Source organism: Peribacillus sp. TH27 (assembly GCF_016650915.1).
GTDB lineage: Bacteria > Bacillota > Bacilli > Bacillales > DSM-1321 > Peribacillus > Peribacillus butanolivorans.
Genome location: NZ_JAEKEV010000001.1, coordinates 224,110 through 243,741 on the forward strand (window position 1 = coordinate 224,110; position 19,632 = coordinate 243,741).

The following is a 19,632-nucleotide window of genomic DNA, read 5'->3' on the forward strand; positions in this document are numbered from 1 at the left end:
TTATCTAGTTTTCAAGGAACAAAGTATAAAGAGCATCACTAAGTGATGTATTCTCTCTTATATGAATGAATTACTCATTCAAAACTGAACAAAACAAAAGCGCTCTCGTATTTATCCTTAGAAAGGAGGTGATCCAGCCGCACCTTCCGATACGGCTACCTTGTTACGACTTCACCCCAATCATCTGTCCCACCTTAGGCGGCTGGCTCCATAAAGGTTACCTCACCGACTTCGGGTGTTACAAACTCTCGTGGTGTGACGGGCGGTGTGTACAAGGCCCGGGAACGTATTCACCGCGGCATGCTGATCCGCGATTACTAGCGATTCCGGCTTCATGTAGGCGAGTTGCAGCCTACAATCCGAACTGAGAATGGCTTTATGGGATTCGCTTACCTTCGCAGGTTTGCAGCCCTTTGTACCATCCATTGTAGCACGTGTGTAGCCCAGGTCATAAGGGGCATGATGATTTGACGTCATCCCCACCTTCCTCCGGTTTGTCACCGGCAGTCACCTTAGAGTGCCCAACTGAATGCTGGCAACTAAGATCAAGGGTTGCGCTCGTTGCGGGACTTAACCCAACATCTCACGACACGAGCTGACGACAACCATGCACCACCTGTCACTCTGTCCCCCGAAGGGGAACGCCCTATCTCTAGGGTTGTCAGAGGATGTCAAGACCTGGTAAGGTTCTTCGCGTTGCTTCGAATTAAACCACATGCTCCACCGCTTGTGCGGGCCCCCGTCAATTCCTTTGAGTTTCAGCCTTGCGGCCGTACTCCCCAGGCGGAGTGCTTAATGCGTTAGTCTGCGAAGCACTAAAGGGCGGAAACCCTCTAACACTTAGCACTCATCGTTTACGGCGTGGACTACCAGGGTATCTAATCCTGTTTGCTCCCCACGCTTTCGCGCCTCAGTGTCAGTTACAGACCAGAAAGTCGCCTTCGCCACTGGTGTTCCTCCAAATCTCTACGCATTTCACCGCTACACTTGGAATTCCACTTTCCTCTTCTGCACTCAAGTTCCCCAGTTTCCAATGACCCTCCACGGTTGAGCCGTGGGCTTTCACATCAGACTTAAGGAACCACCTGCGCGCGCTTTACGCCCAATAATTCCGGACAACGCTTGCCACCTACGTATTACCGCGGCTGCTGGCACGTAGTTAGCCGTGGCTTTCTGGTTAGGTACCGTCAAGGTACCAGCAGTTACTCTGGTACTTGTTCTTCCCTAACAACAGAACTTTACGACCCGAAGGCCTTCTTCGTTCACGCGGCGTTGCTCCGTCAGACTTTCGTCCATTGCGGAAGATTCCCTACTGCTGCCTCCCGTAGGAGTCTGGGCCGTGTCTCAGTCCCAGTGTGGCCGATCACCCTCTCAGGTCGGCTACGCATCGTCGCCTTGGTGAGCCATTACCTCACCAACTAGCTAATGCGCCGCGGGCCCATCTATAAGTGACAGCGTAAACCGTCTTTCCATCTTCTCTCATGCGAGAAAAGAACGTATCCGGTATTAGCTCCGGTTTCCCGAAGTTATCCCAGTCTTATAGGCAGGTTGCCCACGTGTTACTCACCCGTCCGCCGCTAATCTCAGGGAGCAAGCTCCCATCGATTCGCTCGACTTGCATGTATTAGGCACGCCGCCAGCGTTCGTCCTGAGCCAGGATCAAACTCTCCGAAGAAATGTTTGACTTGCTCATTTTGCTTTTGATAGTGTGTGCTCACTTTAAAAATTAACGTTGGCGCTTTGTTTTGTTCAGTTTTCAAAGAGCAATTTCGTTGTCGGTTTGTTTCGACTTATTCATCTTAACATAGCTACGAATAGTTGTCAACTTCTGCGAAGAATTTCAGTTTCATAAAATCGCCTATTAATTAAGCGACTTCATTATCATACTTCTATTTTTTAAAATAGTCAACTTGGAATTGATAAATTAACAACTATGACGTTTGTTCACCTTGAACCTATTTTGTTGATGTACAAAAAATCACCTAAGCAAGTTCTCCGGTCATTCATTTACCTTATTTTATGGAAGTGAATAATTTTTTAGAAACGTCTTTCTTCTATACTTATCTTTTTATTCAGCTACCTAAGCCAAGTGAGTATCCAAATGTTTTAAAAATTCTGCTGGAGATTACTGGTGTATCCAAAATAACGGCTGGTCTATTGATTCTGCTACTGAAATTTTTAGTGAGGAATGGATATCTGATGACGATTTTTTTGTCACCGAATCTGAAATTTATGGGAATAATAAACTCTATCATCAATTGAAAAAAGAACTTCGAATAAGAAAAACATAGGGAGATTTTAGTCTTCCTATGTTTTCATTCATATTATTTATCTGTTTGTTTTTGCTTCTTTTTCAAATACTCCGCACGTATTTTTTCAAGTTGCTGCTTTTTATCAAATTTGGCAGGCGTCTGTTTTTCATGAAACTTTGTCACAGCTACCTGACCTTTGTAATCCAATTGATATTTTCCCACTTTGTTCACCTACTTTTCATGTCTTTAAAGAGAATCTATTCAACAAATATAATATACCTTATTTTACTGAAGTAAACCTTATTACTTTATTAGTGTACTGCTAACTTTGCATATATCAGTAAAAACATTAAAAACTTAGTAAAATAATCATCGCCAAATGGTATTCATTTCATTGCTATAATCAAAATAAAATGCCTTGACACTCTGCATAAGCCTCAATAATTCTATTTCTTGTTTGTTCAGCTCTCTTCTAAAGGTCCAATTGTTCGGTAAATAAGGTTTAAAATATTAAAACAATCTAAGTCTACTCCATCTTTTAAATGGTTCTTAATGCTAATAACCATTACGTTCTTGATGATTTCAAATTTAGGTTTCTGAGGGGAAATATTGTTTTTTTTGCAAAGTCTTTTTACTACTTGTTTAAAAAAATCTACATCCCCAATATTTTTCTCCAAAAAATCACCCCTTGTTATTAACTTTTCTACTTATATCTATCTTAATCCAAATATTACCTTATTCAACTAAACTGCCCCTTTAGTGCCATAAGAAAATGATCGAATACCTAAAAAAGAAAGGCTATACAATCGCTCCATCTGAACAACAAACTGCATAACCAGTTAATATAACGACATGGTACATTTACGTCCTTCAAAAAATTAGAATATGGTGGGCTTATTTTGTATGGCCTTTCACGAATATATTTTCATACAAAATAGTTGCCTTAAAGACAACTCCAATCTTCAGCTAACGCACGACCCAATAGTTTAATTGGAAATCTTCACATTATTAATTAACAAAAATACATCCATTTTCCCTTTAAATTAGAAGCTTATGGTATAAACGTGTTTAGTAATTAAAAGAACCGGGTAATAGGAGTTTTGGCATATAAAAAATAGGAGGATTAGATTATGAAGGGGTCGCTAGATACATATAAATTTCTGGAATTCATCCAAGAAAATAAAGAGGATTTTGAAGATTCATTATTAAACGAAGCATCTAATGTGAAAGAAAAAATCGAAGAAATTTTAACGGTCGGTAATATTGACCTGATAACTAATGCCCATAGTCTGATTCAATACATTATTGAGGGTAAAGAACAAGAACTTCAATCATTTGCTAAGCAAGAAGGTATAGCTTGGGCGACACACGCAATACCATTATCTTTCAAATTAGAGTGGGTGCAAGCCATTCGAAGAACCTTGTGGAAGTTCCTACAAGAATATAATGAGGTAACGAATAAGGCTTTAACTGAAGAATTTTTTTCGGTAGAAAAAAAGGTAAATAATCAAGTAGACAGGTTTTTAAATGTTTTTTTTATCACCTATTCTCAATACAAAGATTCATTGATAATGGCTCAAAAAGAATTGGTTGAAAATCTTTCGGTGCCTATAATACCAATAACACCCACTATATGTATTTTACCTTTAATTGGTGCGGTTGATCTTTACCGAACGAATATTCTCGAGGAAAAAGTTTTAATAGAGATTGGAAAATTACGTATTCAAACATTGATTATGGACTTATCTGGAATTATGGAAATGGAGCCTGAAGTAATTGATCATTTAATGAAGATTATTGACGGCACTTCATTAATGGGATGTACCACCGTGATTACCGGGTTAAGAGCTGAAGTGGTTAGAAAAATGATAAACGTAGGAATAAGATTAAATGAAAAAGCACAAACATTGGGAACTTTACAACAAGCATTGAATAAATACTTATTAAGTTAAACACGGAGAATCTTAGAGGTGGGTCGCTTTGCCGACTCTTTTTTTAATTGGCTATATTCTGACCAACTGTCTAAATATTTGTTCCTGCCCCGCAGTTACATCTCGGTATAAAAACTATAGTGAGGGTATTTAGTATTTAATTCAACATCAATCAATTTCATTTTCATCTTCAACTAAAAAATGCCCGGTTAGTAGCATAAAGAAAGAGCTGACAAAACAAACTGTGAAACAAAAAAACCTCTATTAATTAGAGGTTTTTTTAGAACTATCTTGCATAACTTTATCAATAGCTGAGATAGTAGATTCTATATCGTCACAGGTTTCGATAATTTGTGTATCCAAATGTGTTAGTTCATAACAATTATTGTCATAGCATACAGACAATAACGGTATACCATTTTTGTTTTTGAAAGTTAATGTTATTTCACAGTTAGTATACTGTTTTAAGGTTTCTAACATTGTTTTAATGTGGTTTAAGGACATATCGTCTTAGTCTCTCTTCTATTACAGAGGGAAGATGACTAAGAGAAGTCTGGAGGTGCCCCATATAATTCTAATTTTAACTCTAATTAAATATAACATACTAATGATTAAAAGTATTGTTATTCGATGTAGCTATACAGTACGAATACACTACACTTGTAACAAACCTGCCCCTTTAGTGCCATAATAAAAAGACTACCTCAGCAACCTTTCTTATTGAATTAAAACACCCGTTAGTGCATTAAGAAATCCTGTATGGAAACAAATAAAGAGATAACAATGCTCATATATCCCACAAAGCCTTTTCTGTCTTTTTGAAGTTCTGCTAAACCTATTTCCAATATAAGTGTCCCTAAGAAAAACATACAATACGGCATTAACTCGGTTTAGATTCAGTTATTAAACTATAACTTGATAGAACAATAACAGCTATTGCTAAGATAATTCTAATCATATCCCCCCATTTTTTTCGCAATCTATTATGTAAAACATACCCAAACTATAAAATAAACGAACTCATTTAAAGAACAAATCCTAACTTTTATTAATAGCCTTATAAATGATAAGGGGTACTTTTTCTCCAATTTAAGCTTAAGATGGAAATCGATGGTTCTACGGCATTGCCAGGATGTTGTTATTACCTCAGGAGAAATAGTTTTGTTACTTCAGACAAATAACCCAGTCGTAAGACTTGATAAAGAATTGGATGAGCTCATACAGATTGCTATCAAAACGGAAATACTGTTAGAGGAAATTAAGTATTTTTTATCAGGAAGTAAATCAGTATTTACATTTGAAAAAAAATGAGTAAATACGTTGTTGGTTCTCGCTGAGGTAAGATGGACAATTCAATATAATAAAAATGTTTGTGTACTGGTTTTATTAAGCTTTAGGGATATTACCCTGCCATACTGCAATGGATCCTGAATCACACCATCCGTTTAATGCATTATTTAGGGGTTGCTGGAAGAGAAAACGAACATAAAGTTCGATGCACCTCTCTACTGCAATGCTTTTCCAATACCTTTACTGCCGCCTGTCACGAGTACCGTTTTATCTTTTAATCCCAGGCTCACTTTAGATCCAATCCTTTCTATGGGCGTCTATTGTTGATTATATATTAACAATAACTTCTAGTCATAAACAAATGAACTATGGCTGATTTTCTGCTCCAATACTCAATAAAGGAGGGAAACCACTAAGATGGTTTCCCTCTAAAATGTTCCGTCTTGTTTAGTATAAGGTATATTCTTATACTTGCTGAGCAAGGACAATTATCATCACGATTCCCATTTTTTGTTGAACAATTCAAGGAAGCAGAGATGGAATGAGATAAGTGAACTCCTTATACAATAGGAAGCCAGCCGGGGATGCCAGTATAGTACTCCCACATTTTATCAGAAATAGCCAGTTCTTTTTGATCTTTTTTAGATAATGTTGTACGGATTTTGTTTTCTTCACCGGCTTGTACTTTTTGTACCCACTGAGGTTCCATTATCAATTCCCTCCCTAAAGCAATAAAAGGTACACCTGTTTCAAATGCTTTCATCACTTCTTCGGGTGCCAGCAGCATCCCAACACCCATCACAGGAACATGATCGCCGACACGCTCATGGATCATAACAACTCGGAATGTCTGATGTTATCATCACGGATTGATCCGTTCCAAAAGCCGCCGACAGAATTATGGAGATAATCCAGGTCCTGGTCCGCTAACTTGTCCACTAATTCCAACGTTTCTTCCATGGTGATGCCAGGATTCTCTCTTTCTTCAGGCGATAACCGATAGCCGATGATAAAAGGTTTTGTTGCATGGTCTAAAACTGCTTTTTTAACGTCGTCAACTACAGCAAGCGGGAAGGACATACGTTTTTCCAGCGTTCCACCCACCCAACTTGTCAGTTCTGCGATTTGAGTGTGGAGAAAAGAATTGCTGAATCAAATACGTATTGGCACCATGGATTTCAACTCCATCATACCCAGCTTCGATTGCTCTTCTGGTTGCTTCACCAAATGCTTTAATAATTTCATCGATTTCGTCTGCTGTCATTTCCCGAGGTACCACGGCATCGTCCCGTTCCGCTGCTACCGCACTCGGAGCAATTGGTTGACGATCGAGCATTTTTATTCTATGAAAAAAAATTTTAGAGATACATTAAAAGCTTGCCATAAGGATCGGCCAGTTTTGACCTATTTTAGCTGAGTAATTTCTGCCAATATTTCATAGGAATGGAGGCGGGCCTTATGATCGTAAACCTGGGTGATTGCCATGATTTCATCGGCTTGACTTTCATCCATAAACTTTTCCAGCTTTTCTTTTACGATTTGAGGACTGCCAACAATCGAAGTTCCTAATTGATTCTCAAGGGCAGCTATTTCATAGTCGCTCGCTATATCATTAATATTATCCACTGGCGGCTGCAATGGGACTTCCTTCCCGCGCATCAAATTCAAGAACTGCTGCTGCAATGTTGTAGCGAGCCGCTCAGCTTCTTGATCTGTGTCGGCCGCAATGATGTTTAGCCCTACCATTGCATGCGGCTTGTCCAGTACTTTAGAAGGCTTAAACGAACGGCGGTACAGCTGGATAGCCGGCAGTGTGTTATGCGGCGAGAAATGGCTCGCAAATGCAAACGGCAGTCCAAGCTCTCCTGCCAGCTGGGCACTATATCCGCTTGAACCTAACAGCCAAATAGGTATGTTTAATCCCTCACCCGGAATTGCTTTAACATGACTATATCCTTGTGCCAGGGAAGGGTCAAAGTAATTCCGGAGCTCAGCCAGCTGCTCAGGGAAATCTTCTCCTGAACTTCTCAAGTCACGTCTTAATGCACGTGCGGTAAGCTGATCAGTGCCTGGTGCACGGCCCAAGCCAAGATCAATACGTCCTGGATATAATGATTCCAGAGTACCAAATTGCTCAGCAATAACAAGAGGTGCATGATTCGGCAGCATAATGCCGCCTGAACCTACCCGGATTTTTGATGTACCTGCTGCAACATGGGAAATGACTACCGATGTTGCAGAGCTAGCGATAAATGGCATATTATGATGCTCAGCGAGCCAATATCGGTTATACCCCAGCTTTTCAGCGAGCTGGGCCAGCTCCAAAGTATTGCGAAAAGAATCAGCCGGCGTACTTCCATCTGCAATTGGAGAGAGATCCAGGACCGAGAATGGAATATCCGTAATTTGTTTTGTATCATTTTCAGGCATATGCTCATCTTCTTTCTTTAAAAATTTCGTTTTCAAACCTATAAAAGAATTTACAGGTTGTTTTCTTTGTCTTCTTTTACTGCTTCAATCTAAATCACATTAATTTAACTGATTTAATATCTGCAGAAAATACATACTTTATTAGACTAGACACTGTTTAATTTACTGCAGCCTGAGCCAAAATTTCATAAGAGCGCAGCCGTGCCTTATGATCAAAAATCTCTGTATGAGCCATAATTTCATCAGCGTCAGTCTTTTCTATTAACTCATGGAGCTGCTGCTTCACACCTGCAGGGTCCCCGATAATGGAAGTGAAAAGCTGTTCTTCAACCGCCCTGCGTTCATTATCGTTCCAAATCTCGTCCATGTTATCAACAGGTGGCAAAATGGGCGAAGGCTGTCCGCGGGTTAACAAAAGAAATTTTTGATACATCGAAGTGGCAAGCCTTTGTGCCTCCTGTTTCTCATCAGCAGCCACCACTTGAACGGCTAACAGTACATAAGGCTCCTCCAAAAATTGAGACGGACGAAAATAATCCCGGTACAGTTTTATGGCCTCCATCATGTTACCTGGAGCAAAATGTCCCGCGAAAGAGAATGGTAACCCAAGTATTCCAGCCAATTGTGCACTATAAAACCCTGAACCTAACAGCCAAATTGGCACATTTGTTTTTTCGCCGGGAATAGCGTGAAAGCTAAATGAACCATTCTTAGTGGCTGTTCCTGTACCATAAAGATATGCGATAAGCTCATCAAGCCGGGCATCAAATTCAGGTTCACCAGCAACCCGCTGCCGCAATACATTTGCTGTATATTGGTCGGTGCCAGGTGCCCGCCCCAATCCAAGGTCGATCCGGCCAGGGAAGAAGGCTTCTAATGTTCCAAATTGCTCAGCCACGGAAAGAGGAGAATAATGGGAAAGCAGCATTGCGCCTGATCCAATACGAATTTCTTCCGTGACAGAGGCTACTCGTCCAATTACGATCGGGGATGCTGAACTCGCCATTCCTGCCCAATTATGATGTTCAGCAAGCCAAAACCGTTTATATCCCCACTGCTCTGTTTTCTTTGCTAGATCAAGCGTGTTTTGAAGGGAAAGTTCGGCTGATCCTCCCTCGACAATTGGGGAGGGATCTAGTACTGAAAGTTCTATTTTCTTTGTCATAATTCTTCCTCCTTCTATACAATTAAATTTTTTAAAGCTGGCCTTTACGTTTATGGGTTGGAAAGTAGGGTAAAACAAATTCTCCAAGTTCCTGGATTACTTCCTCTGGAGGGCGCTTGGAAAAATACAGAACAAACGCCAAATGGTTGACACCAATCGCTTGAAATCGATGAAGTAGATCAACTAAATGGTTTCTTCCCACGGAATAGCCTAAGGGTATGGGGACAGGCATTTCATCGGGATTTTCCAATAAATTGATGAACAAGCTTTGAGAGAAGGGTTTAAAATCTCCTGGAGCATGCACTTCAGTTAAAGCACGATAATCCTGGATAAGCTGCGCCTGTTGAATAATGCTTCTTGGGTATTGAAGCCACCCATCCCCATTCCTTGCTATCCAATTGATAGACTGATTGCTAAATCCAGTCACCATGGTCGGAATCGAAGATACAGGCTTTGGAATTAACCTCATATCTGTACCATCGATCAGCCCGGCGTGGCTGTGGATTGTCGGCTGATCCTCTTTTAACAGCCGGTCGAGAATTTCGAAATTTTCTTTAAATAACGGACCGCTTTCTTGCTTAGATATCCCTAAAGCTGTAAAGTCTTTTTCCCTGTCCCCTGATGCCACTCCCATAATCAATCGACCTGGAAACAATTGATCGATTGATGCAGCTTCCTTGGCTACCCTGACGGGGTGGCGCAAAGGAAGAACTACACTTCCTGTCACTAACGCAATGTGCTTCGTATAGGCAGCAAGATACGTCAAATAAATCCATAAATCGTACTTTTGGCCGTTATCATCAATATTCAAATTCTGTATCGTAATATCACGGAGCCATAATGAAGCAAAGCCATATTCCTCAATTTTACGGGCAAGCTCCAGCTGATTCTCCATAATCGGATTTTTAGACATCCTGGCAGTCGGGAGGATAAATCCGAGTGTCATTTTGTCTTTCTGGTACATGCTGTTATAGGCACGATGATTTTGAAAACTCACTCTTGGTCCTCCTTAAAAGGTTATATTCTTAAGCCTATATACTTTTCAAACTGTTTAATGGTTTCCTCATTGCGTCGATAATAAGTCCATTGTCCGATTCGTTTCATTTCTACCAGGTGAACGTCCGACACCTGCCTTTATTCTTCCGGGAAAAAGTGATTGTAATTGAAATAGCTGGGTAGCCACCTTATATGCACTATACTGTGGAAGCAGGATTCCACCACTGCCAACCTTCAATTATATTTTTCAAATTTGTTCATTTTAATTTTCTCCCTTTTCATCACTTAGAATTTCAGTATATTATTAAGCAACGGATTGTATTGGATCAATAGGAAACAAAAGCGAATACTTCATCCTTATTCTTATGGACACCATTTCTAAATTCGCCTAAATCTCTTCCTTACTATAATTAATAAATCAGCTCCTTAAATAAAGCTGGAATCATAGAAGCGTATATAATAAATTAATATATCGCGAATTAACGATTTATTTTAATAAAAAATATACAACCTAACATATTTACATATTCTGAAATCTCGATATATATTAATTAATTAAAGTGAATTGCTTCAAGCAATTCACTTTAATCCTCAAATCTCTTTCGCAATGTAATTGCTTATTTCCTTAATAACTTCTTCATTACGCTTATAGTATGTCCACTTCCCCTTACGCGTTGCTACGAGTAGCCCAGCCCGATGTAACATAGTAAGATATTGAGAAACCGTTGATTGTGTTACATTTAACTTATGATGCAGCTGTGATACGCATACACCCTCTTTCTCAAAACTAACCCCTTCAGAAATAGGGAGTGTAAAATAGTTTTCAGGCTCTTTTAACCACTTCAAAATCTGCAAACGTTTTTCATTAGACAATGCTTTAAAGATTTCTATGATATCCATATGTTTATAATATCATTAATTCCCGATATGTCAATTTGAATTTTCCCCTATAAGGATATCAATCGAAGTTAATACCTACTACCAAGCATGTTAGTTATCTAAATATAGTCAGAATACTATTTACGGACCCAATCAATCTGAACATAATTAGAGCCTCCTTATACACCGTTTGTCATTGTCATCCGGATTATGCCAAAGCAGTCGTAGCAGTGAAAAATGCGGCAGATCAATAATCACTTTTTTGTTCAAATTTATTGATCTTCCACAATCGAGGCATTATCTACAGTATGGAAAAAAGCCCAATTTCTCAATTTAATGCTGAGAAATTGAGCTTTTAATATTGGTATTTCCTTAACGTTGTAAATTCGCGTTTTGCTGGTGGTATCCCTGTATGTACGCTCTTTATAATTAAATAGTATCAGTAAAATTACATAGTGTAATAAAGTATACCAATTACTAGGTCTTTGTATAATATTCCTAGAAACGAAAAGGTTTTCCCCTCTGAGTAGACACTCCTTCATTAAGCTAACCGTACACCACCATGGCTAGAGATTTGCACCAATGCCGGGTGCATGTGAAAAAGCCAAGGTCAGCGACTATACAAAAATCGCTAACCTTGGCTTTTAATAACTGATTATTAAATGTTGTGCTTTTCTCTACCTTAATTTGATACGTGACCATATAAAGGTAAAGAAAAAGGAGAAAACATCTTTGAATAAGAAAGAAGGGATAGTTTTTCTAATTGATATCCTCTTTTCTTTTTACTTGGCCCCCAACGACATTCTCCATATAATTTTTGCCCCAATTATACATCGAATCAAGAATCGGCATCAGGCTTTCTCCTTGTTCTGTCAGAGAGTATTCCACTTTGGGAGGTACAATTGGATAGACTTCGCGATGAACAATAAGATCTTCTTCCAGCTCTCGAAGCTGGTTAACGAGCATTCTTTGAGTGATGCCCGGCATAAGAGCCTTCAGTTCACCAAAACGCTTGGTCCCCTGCTTGCCTAGGTGCCATAAAACAAGCATCTTCCATTTCCCCCCAATAACAGAAAGGGTCAATTCCTTCTCACAATTGAATGTTTTATTCTGTAGCCTTGTCATTCAAATCACCTCCAAATATAAATCCTTAATCACATAGTATACTTTTTAACACTATGTAAAATTAAAGTGCGTACTTACAAAAATATTATACTTAGTATACGATACATTGTACAGTCGATATAAATTTCTTGCGGTGCAATGATTGAGTGCCAGAGGGGCATACTTACTGTGCAACAAACTAAAACATACTATTAGGAGTGAAGAATAAATGGAATTACAATTGGCACTGGATTTAGTAAACATTCAAGAAGGTATTGAATTGGTTAAACAAGTGGAGGAATATGTTGATATCGTAGAAATCGGTACACCTGTGGTTATTAATGAAGGGCTTAGGGCTGTTAAAGAAATGAAAGAAGCTTTCCCTTCTTTGAAAGTATTAGCTGACCTAAAAATTATGGATGCAGCCGGTTATGAAGTGATGAAGGCATCTGAAGCTGGCGCTGATATCATCACGATTCTTGGTGCAGCTGAAGATATGTCCATCAAAGGGGCTGTTGAAGAAGCTAAAAAACAAGGCAAAAAAATCCTTGTTGATATGATCGCTGTGAAAGATCTTGAAACTCGTGCTAAAGAAGTGGATGCATTTGGCGTCGACTACATCTGTGTGCACACTGGCTACGATCTTCAAGCTGTTGGAAAAAATTCTTTTGAGGACCTTCAAACCATTAAACGTGTTGTAAAAAATGCAAAAACTGCTGTAGCAGGCGGCATAAAATTAGATACACTTCCGGAAGTCATTAAGGCACAACCTGACCTTGTCATTGTTGGTGGAGGTATCACTGGACAAGCTGATATTAAAGGGACAGCTGCCCAAATACAAAAATTAGTGAAACAAGGCTAATATCCATCATGCATACTTCTCAATATTTAGCTGAAATCATAAAAGAGCTAAATCGTTCAGTAGACTTAATAGCTGACGAAGAAGCTGAAAAACTGGTTAATGGGATTCTTGAATCAAAGAAAGTTTTTGTAGCGGGTGCAGGAAGATCCGGGCTTATGGGTAAATCCTTTGCCATGCGAATGATGCACATGGGGATAGATGCGTATGTAATAGGTGAAACAGTCACCCCTACCTTCGAAAAAGACGACATTTTGATCATCGGAACCGGTTCAGGAGAAACAAAAAGTTTGGTTTCCATGGCTGAGAAAGCAAAAAGTATCGGTGGAACCATTGCGACTGCAACAATTTTCCCTGAATCCACCATTGGAAAATTGGCGGATATCGCAATAAAATTGCCTGGTTCACCTAAAGATCAGTCAGAAGGTGATTATCAAACAATTCAACCAATGGGCTCTCTATTTGAGCAAACTCTCTTACTTTTTTACGATGGTGTCATTTTGAGGTTCATGGATAAAAAGGGATTGGATACCAATAAAATGTATGGCCGACACGCAAATCTCGAGTAAAGAAATGATAACTAAAAAGTAAGATATAAAAAGACCGCAAGGAATTCTTTGAACTGTGCCCCATTTTACGGACAGTATAAAAAAGTGCCTAAGCGGCTAATAAGTGGTCCCGGTATTGTACCGGGGCCATTTTCTTTAGCCCCCATTGATAACGATGTTCATTATATTCTTCAATAACTCGATCAATTTCTTCCTTCACATCCGTTAAATTAGTACATGTTTTATATTCTGACTTGTTCCCCTTTTTTTGAATAATCATTTATTGTATACCATCAGCATGAATTGCTACCAGCCGTCGATAAAAAACAAATTATGCTCCATGAACGAAACCTCTTATAAAGCCTTTATGTTTTCTTGGATGATTCTTGAGATAGCTTTAAAATCATATTTATGGTTGACGAAATCTACAACAAAATTCTGTTCTTCTTCTATTCCCATTATCCATTGATAATGATTAATCTTCAGAAACATAATAAGGGAAGCGAGTGCTGTCCTCTTGTTTGCGTTGTGGAATGCATGATTTTTTGAAATGAATTCGAATAATGCTGCAGCCTTTTCATGAATAGATGGGTAAGCATCATTCTCGAAAACAGTTTGTCTGGGTCTGTTCACTGCAGAATCAAGGAGACCGGGATCTTTCACTCCGATTTGTTCAGTAGGAGAATACACTTTTATTTGAATGGCATTGATAGCAATAATTTGATTCGTGGAAAGATAGATAATATCCAACGTCATATTATCTATCCACCAATCCCTTGAATGCTTCGTCATGTTCTTTAATAATGTCTGATAACATTTCCATAAATTCTGCATCTACACCTTTAGGTAATTTTACATTTTTATTTTTCCTTAAAATGATTTCTTCACCCTTAAACTCAACCTCTAATTCGTCTCCAAAAGCTAAATTTGCAGTTTTCAACATGTCAACTGGAAACGTAATACCCAAGCTATTGCCAACTTTGGTTAATTTTCTAATAGCCATTAATCGTTCCTCCTTCAAAAGAAAGTTATAATTGTTATTACTATTATAACATTAGTCTTTATAGTTTATACTACTTTTATCTGGAATCTGTTATTTTTGATTACACAAAAAAAGCTTGCAGATTTAGACCCTAAAAGGTACCTTATTCTACATGCTGATTTATCAGATAAAGGTATCCATGTGGGACATTTATCATTAGGTATAATGATGAAATTAGGTACTCAAACAGACCTAATTTATGTGGCAGATACTTGGTATTACATGTTCGAAGAAAAAGAAATAGTAGAAGATACTTATCCTAAAGGTGCTATACCGGAAACAATAATCTGGTAATAAGTAAAATAAATTATCTCGTCCAATTGAACAAGCTGCTAACGTAAAGTTTTATCAAGCTTTTCTTTAGCTATAATAAGTCGCGGCAAAGACGATCAATCACTACTTTGGCAAATTCAGAATTAAGTAAAACTATTAATGTGTTCCTATACGGAAGCACCCAGGAAAAGATAAAAAAACCTTTACCTGGGGACTATTTCGTTTTGGTCTCTTATTTTACGTGACGAAATTCCCCTGGTTTTCGGGATAAAGAGTTTGTGCCATCATTTTCCGCTTTTGACTTCTTGGAAGAAAGATAAACTCCAGCGAAAATAATCAGCAGGCCAATAATTACATTAGGAGTAATCGCTTCTCCAAGCAAGACATAGCCCCAAACCATAGCGGTTGCAGGAATAAGGTATGTAACCGTTGCCGCTAACTCTGGACTGCCATTTTTATTGATGTAGAAATAGATCAGCTGGCCGAGCCCTGAACCAAAGCACCCAAGACCGACGATGGCGAAAATCGTCAGCGGTTCCATCAACATTGCTGGCTTTATCGGCTCCGTTATTAGCATCCCGATCAAACCGATAACGGCACCCGTGAGCAGCGTAAATGTCGTTATGACCAATACTCCGGTACCAGAAAGAAATCTTTTCGTAAATTGGCCGGCAAATCCGTAACAGGTGGACGCAAGCAGCATTGTTCCAATCCCGATGAATTCCTTGCCGAAAAGCTGACCGACTTGAAAATCCATCAATACTAGAATTCCGAAAAAACCGATAAGAATGCCCATCCATTGGCGGGCGGTTAGAACATATGAAAAAATAATAAATCCGATGATCCCCGTCCAGATCGGAGTGGTTGCATTAAGAATCGATGCCGTGCTGCTGTTAATCTCTGTTTCACTTAGAGGAATTAATCCCCATGCCAATACGCAATTGAAGATTCCGACAACGACCAGTGCTTTCCACGGCAATTTCCAGCTGATTTCCCTGCGCTTCCACCACAAAACGGGAAGCAGAACAGCAGCACCCGCCAAACAGCGGAGAAACACAATCCCCCAAATGCCCGCTGGCGGGAGCAACCACTTCATAAAAACAAACGATAAACCCCATATCAAACTAAGGCCAATTAAAGCCCCGTATAATCGAAGCATGATGTTCCCCCTTCCTACTCTCTTATTATGGCAAACTTTGATAGGGATTTCATATAAAATTTTGCTATATAAGTTGAACTTGTAATTAAAATCATTGTCGATATGCGGAATCACTATTTATCGTTTCAGCAACCGTCATTAGTTTTTTCATGCCTGTTTGCAGCTGTATTTCGTTTGCATACGAAAAGCTCAGTCTAATCCACGATCTAAGGGCTTGATCTGGATCACATATAGATCCCGGCACGAAGGAAATGGACTGTTCCAAACAGGCATCAAGGAGCTTTTCAACTGAGATTTGTTCTGGAAGTTCCACCCACAAGTTTAATCCTCCTGATGGATCTGTCCATTTCCATGACGTTGCAGCCAGTTCATTTCTCATTACTTCTTTCCTTAAAAATAGAGCTGTTCGCAATTTCTCCAAGTGAATCTGCATTCGTTCCGAGAAAAAATAGTGCAGGAACATTTTTTGATTAATAAGGGCCGTCCCGTTGTCAGCGAGTGACTTTGAAGTAATCAAGTGGCTCATTAGCGGATGACGGCATGCTACAGCTGCAACACGCAATCCAGGCGAAACGTATTTACTAAAGCTGCGGATATAGATAACATAGCCATCGGTATCATACGAATAAATCGGGAATGGAGGAGCCTTATCAAAATAAATATCCCTGAAAGGATCATCTTCAACGATGACACATTTATACTTTTCTGCAAGTTCCACCAGCTGTTTTCTTTGCAGAGCAGAAATGGTGCAGCCTGTTGGATTATTGAAGGTTGGATTTGTATAGAAAAACCGCGGTTTATCTTTTTTTAAGATATGTTCTAGCTGATTCAGATCGTAACCGCCCTGCCCAATCTCAATCCCAATAATACGCGCACCATATTGCCTGAAAATATCAATAGCTGAGCTGTATGTAGGCCTCTCAACTAATACTGTATCATTCGCCCTAAGCAGAACCTTTGCCACGAGATCAATGGCCTGTTGAGCACCTGAAGTAATTAACAGCTCATCAATCGGTGCAAAAAAATGGTGCGTCTTGTAAAAGTAGTCTGAAAGGGCTGTCCTCAATTCCTCATCCCCTTGAACAGTCGAATAAGTGCCAAGCACTTTGGGATAGAGGGTAAAAACCTTTTTGACATATTCAGATAAATAAGAATTCGGCAGGAGATTCGGATCAATAAGGGCTTGAGAGAATTGATAGTCAACAGCCACCTGATGGATCGATGACAACAGGTTCCTATAAGGATAGTCAGCGATTTCTGGCAGCTGAGATTCATTCAAAGAAAAAGATGGATCTTCAGGCTGAACAAAGTACCCTGATTTTTCCTTTGCGTATATCTTTTTATGTTCTTTTAGTAATTGATAAGCTCTTAGAACAGTCAACCGATTTACATTCAGTTCCTCCGCCATTCTTCTTACAGAAGGCAGTTTCTCATGTTCCTTCCATTCTTTACGATCAATTTTGGCAAGAACCAAATCGTAAATCTGCTTATAAAGCTCTGAGGATTTTATCTTCACATGAATTCCCCCCAATATCAGTTTAGCACCAAGGTTTGCGATCTGTTCTACCTACAATGAATCTGTTCTATTTCCCGTCCTATATGATGAGTAGCAAGGAGGGATTTACATGATTATCTTTAACTATATTTGTATGTGCTTGATTTTTGGGACAACATTCCTGGCAATAAAAATAGGAGTAGACGAAGGGCTTCCTCCCTTTTTTTCAGCAGGGATCCGATTTTTCATGGCAGGAATCCTTCTATTTTTAATGATGTCGCTGCGAAAAAAAGCAAATCTGGCTGTTCTTTTTTCTAAAGAATCATTCATCACAGGAAGTACGTTAACATTCGGAACGTTTGCTACGCTATATTGGGCGGAACAGTACGTTGCTTCCGGAGTTGGTGCTGTCCTGTCTGCAACGGGACCAATTATGATTTTGCTGATTCAAACAATGGTCTTGCACGTTAAGTTATCTATAAGAACGTTTGTAGGATCTGCAATCAGCTTGATTGGAGTGGCTCTGCTCCTTATGCCGAATCTGACTGTTTCCTACGATTCAATATGGCTGATCGCTTGCTTCCTTATTCTGCTTGGTCAAGTGGGTTATGCAGCAGGAACGATCTATTCCAAAAAGGTGTCAGAGCGTTTTTCAGGCACCTCACCTATTATGCTGAATGCTACTCAAATGATTTACGGCGGTGCATTGCTTCTGCTGCTGTCTTTGACATCTGAGCAGATAAACATAGGAGATCTTGCAAATAAGAATGCAATAGGATCGATCGTGTACTTGACCGTTTTTGGCTCTATGATTGCCCATACCATATACTATTGGCTTGTTTCAAAAACGGACCCGATATTTCCGTCCACATGGCTCTACATCTCCCCCATCATTGCCTTAGGACTTGGGAAGGTCTTGTATCAGGAAAAGATAACATGGCTCATGTTTTTCGGGGGAATCACGATCATTGCAGGATTAATTGTGATTAATTCTAAGGCCTTAATCACCCATTTTGCAAATAAGTGCCGTACTGATTCCGTTAAGAGTGAAAGTTATCGCGCTAATAAGGCTTAATGTTCAAGTCTCACATTTAAAAAGCGTTAGAATCCTATTCTGTAAATTTAAGTGATAATTTGCACTTAATTTAAGTGCTATTTTGCACGTAAAAGAATCAACTATAGGGATTGATCAAAAGGTCCTCCTGAACCCCCATATTAGCGTAAATAAAAAGAATCCATTTTGGAAAAAAATGAACAAAATGGATTATTTTCTAGTGATTAAGTATACGGTTTTTATAAAATAGTTTGATCATTTTTTGTGATCCTTTTGTTGATTGACAATAAGGTCGTTTAATTTTAAAGCTACAAACATGCATAACACCGTCCAAATTTTTGAACGGTGTTAAAATAAAGTTATTAATTTTGATTGTAGGTCAAAATTGCTCTTTCCACAGTAACAATAATGTCATTTAAAATCTATAATTCAATGCAATAACACAGCAATTTAGCCCTAATACCATTGTATTTTAATTATTTTTGGAATGTATATCCTGCTCTGGAGTTGCTAATTAGTTTGGATACTCCTTCTGGATAATAAGGCATTAGTCTATCTGCTTCCTCTAAATTTACCCATTCAACTCTTAAAATGTTTTTTTCCTTTGGAATTTGTTCAGGTGATTTTAGAACTTGCCCTTCAAACATAATAAAATATACATGATCTTCATTTATAAATGCTTCATTTAATGCAATAATATCGTTTACCTGCACATCATAGCCCGTTTCTTCTTTAACTTCTCTGATGGCTGCTTCTTTTAGAGTCTCATTTGCTTCAACTGCTCCTCCTGGTAAGGACCAAGTGTTATTTTTTTTATTTAGTACCACTAAAATCTTATTGGTATCCTCGTTAAACAAAAGTGTGTACACAACATCAACACGATTCAAATTCAATACTCCTTTTCTTATTAGTTAAGAGTTAAACAAGTTTATTGTAAATTAAAGATCTTTATTTGTAATTAATTATCTTTATTGTCATTGAACACCTTTTAGTGATCCTTATAGAACTAACGCACCCGTAGTTTAAGTACAATGTTTCATAAACCTACTCAATTACCACTTCATTTATTACATGAATGCTGCCCGTCTATATGAGAGCAAGAGATGACTCTTCCACAAATTCTGTTTATTCTCTTGCTCCAGCTTAAATAGATCT

20 protein-coding genes, 1 rRNA gene and 2 pseudogenes are annotated in these 19,632 nt (G+C 38.8%); 6 read left to right on the forward strand and 17 right to left on the reverse strand.

Going from position 1 to position 19,632, the window contains the following annotated elements:
• Positions 1-121: 121 nt before the first annotated feature.
• The 3 genes from JFU24_RS01080 to JFU24_RS01090 form a co-directional block, all read right to left on the reverse strand.
• A 16S ribosomal RNA gene (locus JFU24_RS01080) occupies positions 122-1,675 on the reverse strand.
• A 649-nt stretch (positions 1,676-2,324) separates the two neighbouring features.
• A complete protein-coding gene (locus tag JFU24_RS01085; RefSeq protein ID WP_056529733.1) occupies positions 2,325-2,474 on the reverse strand; it encodes a hypothetical protein in 150 nt (49 codons plus the stop codon).
• Between the two features lie 239 nt (positions 2,475-2,713).
• Entirely contained in the window at positions 2,714-2,929 is a 216-nt protein-coding gene (locus tag JFU24_RS01090) for a hypothetical protein (protein WP_201249305.1), read from the reverse strand.
• A gap of 453 nt (positions 2,930-3,382) precedes the next feature.
• Here JFU24_RS01090 and JFU24_RS01095 point away from each other — a divergent pair, with 453 nt between their 5' ends.
• Positions 3,383-4,204: an STAS domain-containing protein gene (locus tag JFU24_RS01095; protein ID WP_201183539.1), complete on the forward strand. Its 822-nt coding sequence runs from the start codon at positions 3,383-3,385 to the stop codon at positions 4,202-4,204.
• Between the two features lie 716 nt (positions 4,205-4,920).
• Here the strand turns inward: JFU24_RS01095 and JFU24_RS29905 are convergent.
• A complete protein-coding gene (locus JFU24_RS29905; protein ID WP_342214651.1) occupies positions 4,921-5,064 on the reverse strand; it encodes a DUF3953 domain-containing protein in 144 nt (47 codons plus the stop codon).
• 280 nt (positions 5,065-5,344) lie between these two features.
• Here JFU24_RS29905 and JFU24_RS01105 point away from each other — a divergent pair, with 280 nt between their 5' ends.
• A complete protein-coding gene (locus JFU24_RS01105; protein WP_157444554.1) occupies positions 5,345-5,494 on the forward strand; it encodes a hypothetical protein in 150 nt (49 codons plus the stop codon).
• Between the two features lie 538 nt (positions 5,495-6,032).
• Here the strand turns inward: JFU24_RS01105 and JFU24_RS01110 are convergent.
• The 7 genes and pseudogenes from JFU24_RS01110 to JFU24_RS01135 all read right to left on the reverse strand — a co-directional run.
• A pseudogene (locus tag JFU24_RS01110) lies at positions 6,033-6,803 on the reverse strand (oxidoreductase); the annotation flags it as partial.
• A gap of 74 nt (positions 6,804-6,877) precedes the next feature.
• On the reverse strand, positions 6,878-7,903 hold the full coding sequence (locus JFU24_RS01115) for an LLM class flavin-dependent oxidoreductase (protein ID WP_201225602.1): 1,026 nt from the start codon (positions 7,901-7,903) through the stop codon (positions 6,878-6,880).
• A 157-nt stretch (positions 7,904-8,060) separates the two neighbouring features.
• On the reverse strand, positions 8,061-9,068 hold the full coding sequence (locus tag JFU24_RS01120) for an LLM class flavin-dependent oxidoreductase (RefSeq protein WP_201249306.1): 1,008 nt from the start codon (positions 9,066-9,068) through the stop codon (positions 8,061-8,063).
• A gap of 31 nt (positions 9,069-9,099) precedes the next feature.
• The gene (locus tag JFU24_RS01125) at positions 9,100-10,065 is read right to left on the reverse strand and encodes a TIGR03571 family LLM class oxidoreductase (RefSeq protein ID WP_201183814.1); all 966 of its coding nucleotides are present in this window, start codon (positions 10,063-10,065) and stop codon (positions 9,100-9,102) included.
• Between the two features lie 93 nt (positions 10,066-10,158).
• Positions 10,159-10,302 (reverse strand): annotated as a pseudogene (locus JFU24_RS29910) (LLM class flavin-dependent oxidoreductase); the annotation flags it as partial.
• 353 nt (positions 10,303-10,655) lie between these two features.
• Positions 10,656-10,964 carry an ArsR/SmtB family transcription factor gene (locus tag JFU24_RS01130; RefSeq protein ID WP_098175221.1) on the reverse strand — a complete coding sequence of 103 codons (309 nt, stop codon included), beginning with the start codon at positions 10,962-10,964 and terminating at the stop codon, positions 10,656-10,658.
• 738 nt (positions 10,965-11,702) lie between these two features.
• On the reverse strand, positions 11,703-12,068 hold the full coding sequence (locus JFU24_RS01135; RefSeq protein ID WP_201183811.1) for a winged helix-turn-helix transcriptional regulator: 366 nt from the start codon (positions 12,066-12,068) through the stop codon (positions 11,703-11,705).
• A 208-nt stretch (positions 12,069-12,276) separates the two neighbouring features.
• On the opposite strand from JFU24_RS01135, the gene hxlA reads away from it, so the two are divergent.
• Positions 12,277-12,909: a 3-hexulose-6-phosphate synthase gene (gene hxlA / locus JFU24_RS01140; protein ID WP_056519751.1), complete on the forward strand. Its 633-nt coding sequence runs from the start codon at positions 12,277-12,279 to the stop codon at positions 12,907-12,909.
• 8 nt (positions 12,910-12,917) lie between these two features.
• Complete coding sequence (hxlB, locus tag JFU24_RS01145) at positions 12,918-13,475, forward strand: 6-phospho-3-hexuloisomerase (protein ID WP_201183808.1); 558 nt, start codon at positions 12,918-12,920, stop codon at positions 13,473-13,475.
• Between the two features lie 88 nt (positions 13,476-13,563).
• Here the strand turns inward: hxlB and JFU24_RS01150 are convergent, their stop codons facing one another.
• The 3 genes from JFU24_RS01150 to JFU24_RS01160 form a co-directional block, all read right to left on the reverse strand.
• Positions 13,564-13,734, reverse strand: coding sequence for an IS3 family transposase (locus JFU24_RS01150; RefSeq protein ID WP_274606939.1), 171 nt, complete (start codon positions 13,732-13,734; stop codon positions 13,564-13,566).
• A 74-nt stretch (positions 13,735-13,808) separates the two neighbouring features.
• On the reverse strand, positions 13,809-14,210 hold the full coding sequence (locus tag JFU24_RS01155) for a type II toxin-antitoxin system death-on-curing family toxin (RefSeq protein ID WP_201249307.1): 402 nt from the start codon (positions 14,208-14,210) through the stop codon (positions 13,809-13,811).
• A gap of 1 nt (position 14,211) precedes the next feature.
• Positions 14,212-14,457, reverse strand: coding sequence for an AbrB/MazE/SpoVT family DNA-binding domain-containing protein (locus tag JFU24_RS01160; protein ID WP_201183803.1), 246 nt, complete (start codon positions 14,455-14,457; stop codon positions 14,212-14,214).
• A 96-nt stretch (positions 14,458-14,553) separates the two neighbouring features.
• On the opposite strand from JFU24_RS01160, the gene JFU24_RS01165 reads away from it, so the two are divergent.
• Entirely contained in the window at positions 14,554-14,790 is a 237-nt protein-coding gene (locus tag JFU24_RS01165) for a dehydrogenase (protein ID WP_201249308.1), read from the forward strand.
• 211 nt (positions 14,791-15,001) lie between these two features.
• On the opposite strand, the gene JFU24_RS01170 is transcribed toward JFU24_RS01165, so the two are convergent.
• A complete protein-coding gene (locus JFU24_RS01170; RefSeq protein ID WP_201183797.1) occupies positions 15,002-15,928 on the reverse strand; it encodes a DMT family transporter in 927 nt (308 codons plus the stop codon).
• Positions 15,929-16,019: 91 nt separating this feature from the next.
• Positions 16,020-17,450, reverse strand: coding sequence for an aminotransferase-like domain-containing protein (locus JFU24_RS01175; RefSeq protein WP_201249372.1), 1,431 nt, complete (start codon positions 17,448-17,450; stop codon positions 16,020-16,022).
• A 103-nt stretch (positions 17,451-17,553) separates the two neighbouring features.
• Between JFU24_RS01175 and JFU24_RS01180 the strand changes: the two genes are divergently transcribed.
• Positions 17,554-18,498, forward strand: a complete 945-nt coding sequence (locus JFU24_RS01180) for a DMT family transporter (RefSeq protein WP_201249309.1) — start codon at positions 17,554-17,556, stop codon at positions 18,496-18,498.
• Between the two features lie 455 nt (positions 18,499-18,953).
• On the opposite strand, the gene JFU24_RS01185 is transcribed toward JFU24_RS01180, so the two are convergent.
• Positions 18,954-19,364: an NUDIX hydrolase gene (locus JFU24_RS01185; RefSeq protein WP_201183791.1), complete on the reverse strand. Its 411-nt coding sequence runs from the start codon at positions 19,362-19,364 to the stop codon at positions 18,954-18,956.
• Between the last annotated feature and the right edge of the window lie 268 nt (positions 19,365-19,632).

Bases quoted from the DNA above. Each gene is read 5' to 3' on its own strand.
- JFU24_RS01095 (WP_201183539.1), top strand. From the start codon at position 3,383: ATGAAGGGGTCGCTAGATACATATAAATTTCTGGAATTCATCCAAGAA.
- JFU24_RS29905 (WP_342214651.1), bottom strand. From the start codon at position 5,064: ATGCCGTATTGTATGTTTTTCTTAGGGACACTTATATTGGAAATAGGT.
- JFU24_RS01115 (WP_201225602.1), bottom strand. From the start codon at position 7,903: ATGCCTGAAAATGATACAAAACAAATTACGGATATTCCATTCTCGGTC.
- JFU24_RS01120 (WP_201249306.1), bottom strand. From the start codon at position 9,068: ATGACAAAGAAAATAGAACTTTCAGTACTAGATCCCTCCCCAATTGTC.
- JFU24_RS01130 (WP_098175221.1), bottom strand. From the start codon at position 10,964: ATGGATATCATAGAAATCTTTAAAGCATTGTCTAATGAAAAACGTTTG.
- JFU24_RS01135 (WP_201183811.1), bottom strand. From the start codon at position 12,068: ATGACAAGGCTACAGAATAAAACATTCAATTGTGAGAAGGAATTGACC.
- hxlA (WP_056519751.1), top strand. From the start codon at position 12,277: ATGGAATTACAATTGGCACTGGATTTAGTAAACATTCAAGAAGGTATT.
- hxlB (WP_201183808.1), top strand. From the start codon at position 12,918: ATGCATACTTCTCAATATTTAGCTGAAATCATAAAAGAGCTAAATCGT.
- JFU24_RS01150 (WP_274606939.1), bottom strand. From the start codon at position 13,734: ATGATTATTCAAAAAAAGGGGAACAAGTCAGAATATAAAACATGTACT.
- JFU24_RS01155 (WP_201249307.1), bottom strand. From the start codon at position 14,210: ATGACGTTGGATATTATCTATCTTTCCACGAATCAAATTATTGCTATC.
- JFU24_RS01160 (WP_201183803.1), bottom strand. From the start codon at position 14,457: ATGGCTATTAGAAAATTAACCAAAGTTGGCAATAGCTTGGGTATTACG.
- JFU24_RS01170 (WP_201183797.1), bottom strand. From the start codon at position 15,928: ATGCTTCGATTATACGGGGCTTTAATTGGCCTTAGTTTGATATGGGGT.
- JFU24_RS01180 (WP_201249309.1), top strand. From the start codon at position 17,554: ATGATTATCTTTAACTATATTTGTATGTGCTTGATTTTTGGGACAACA.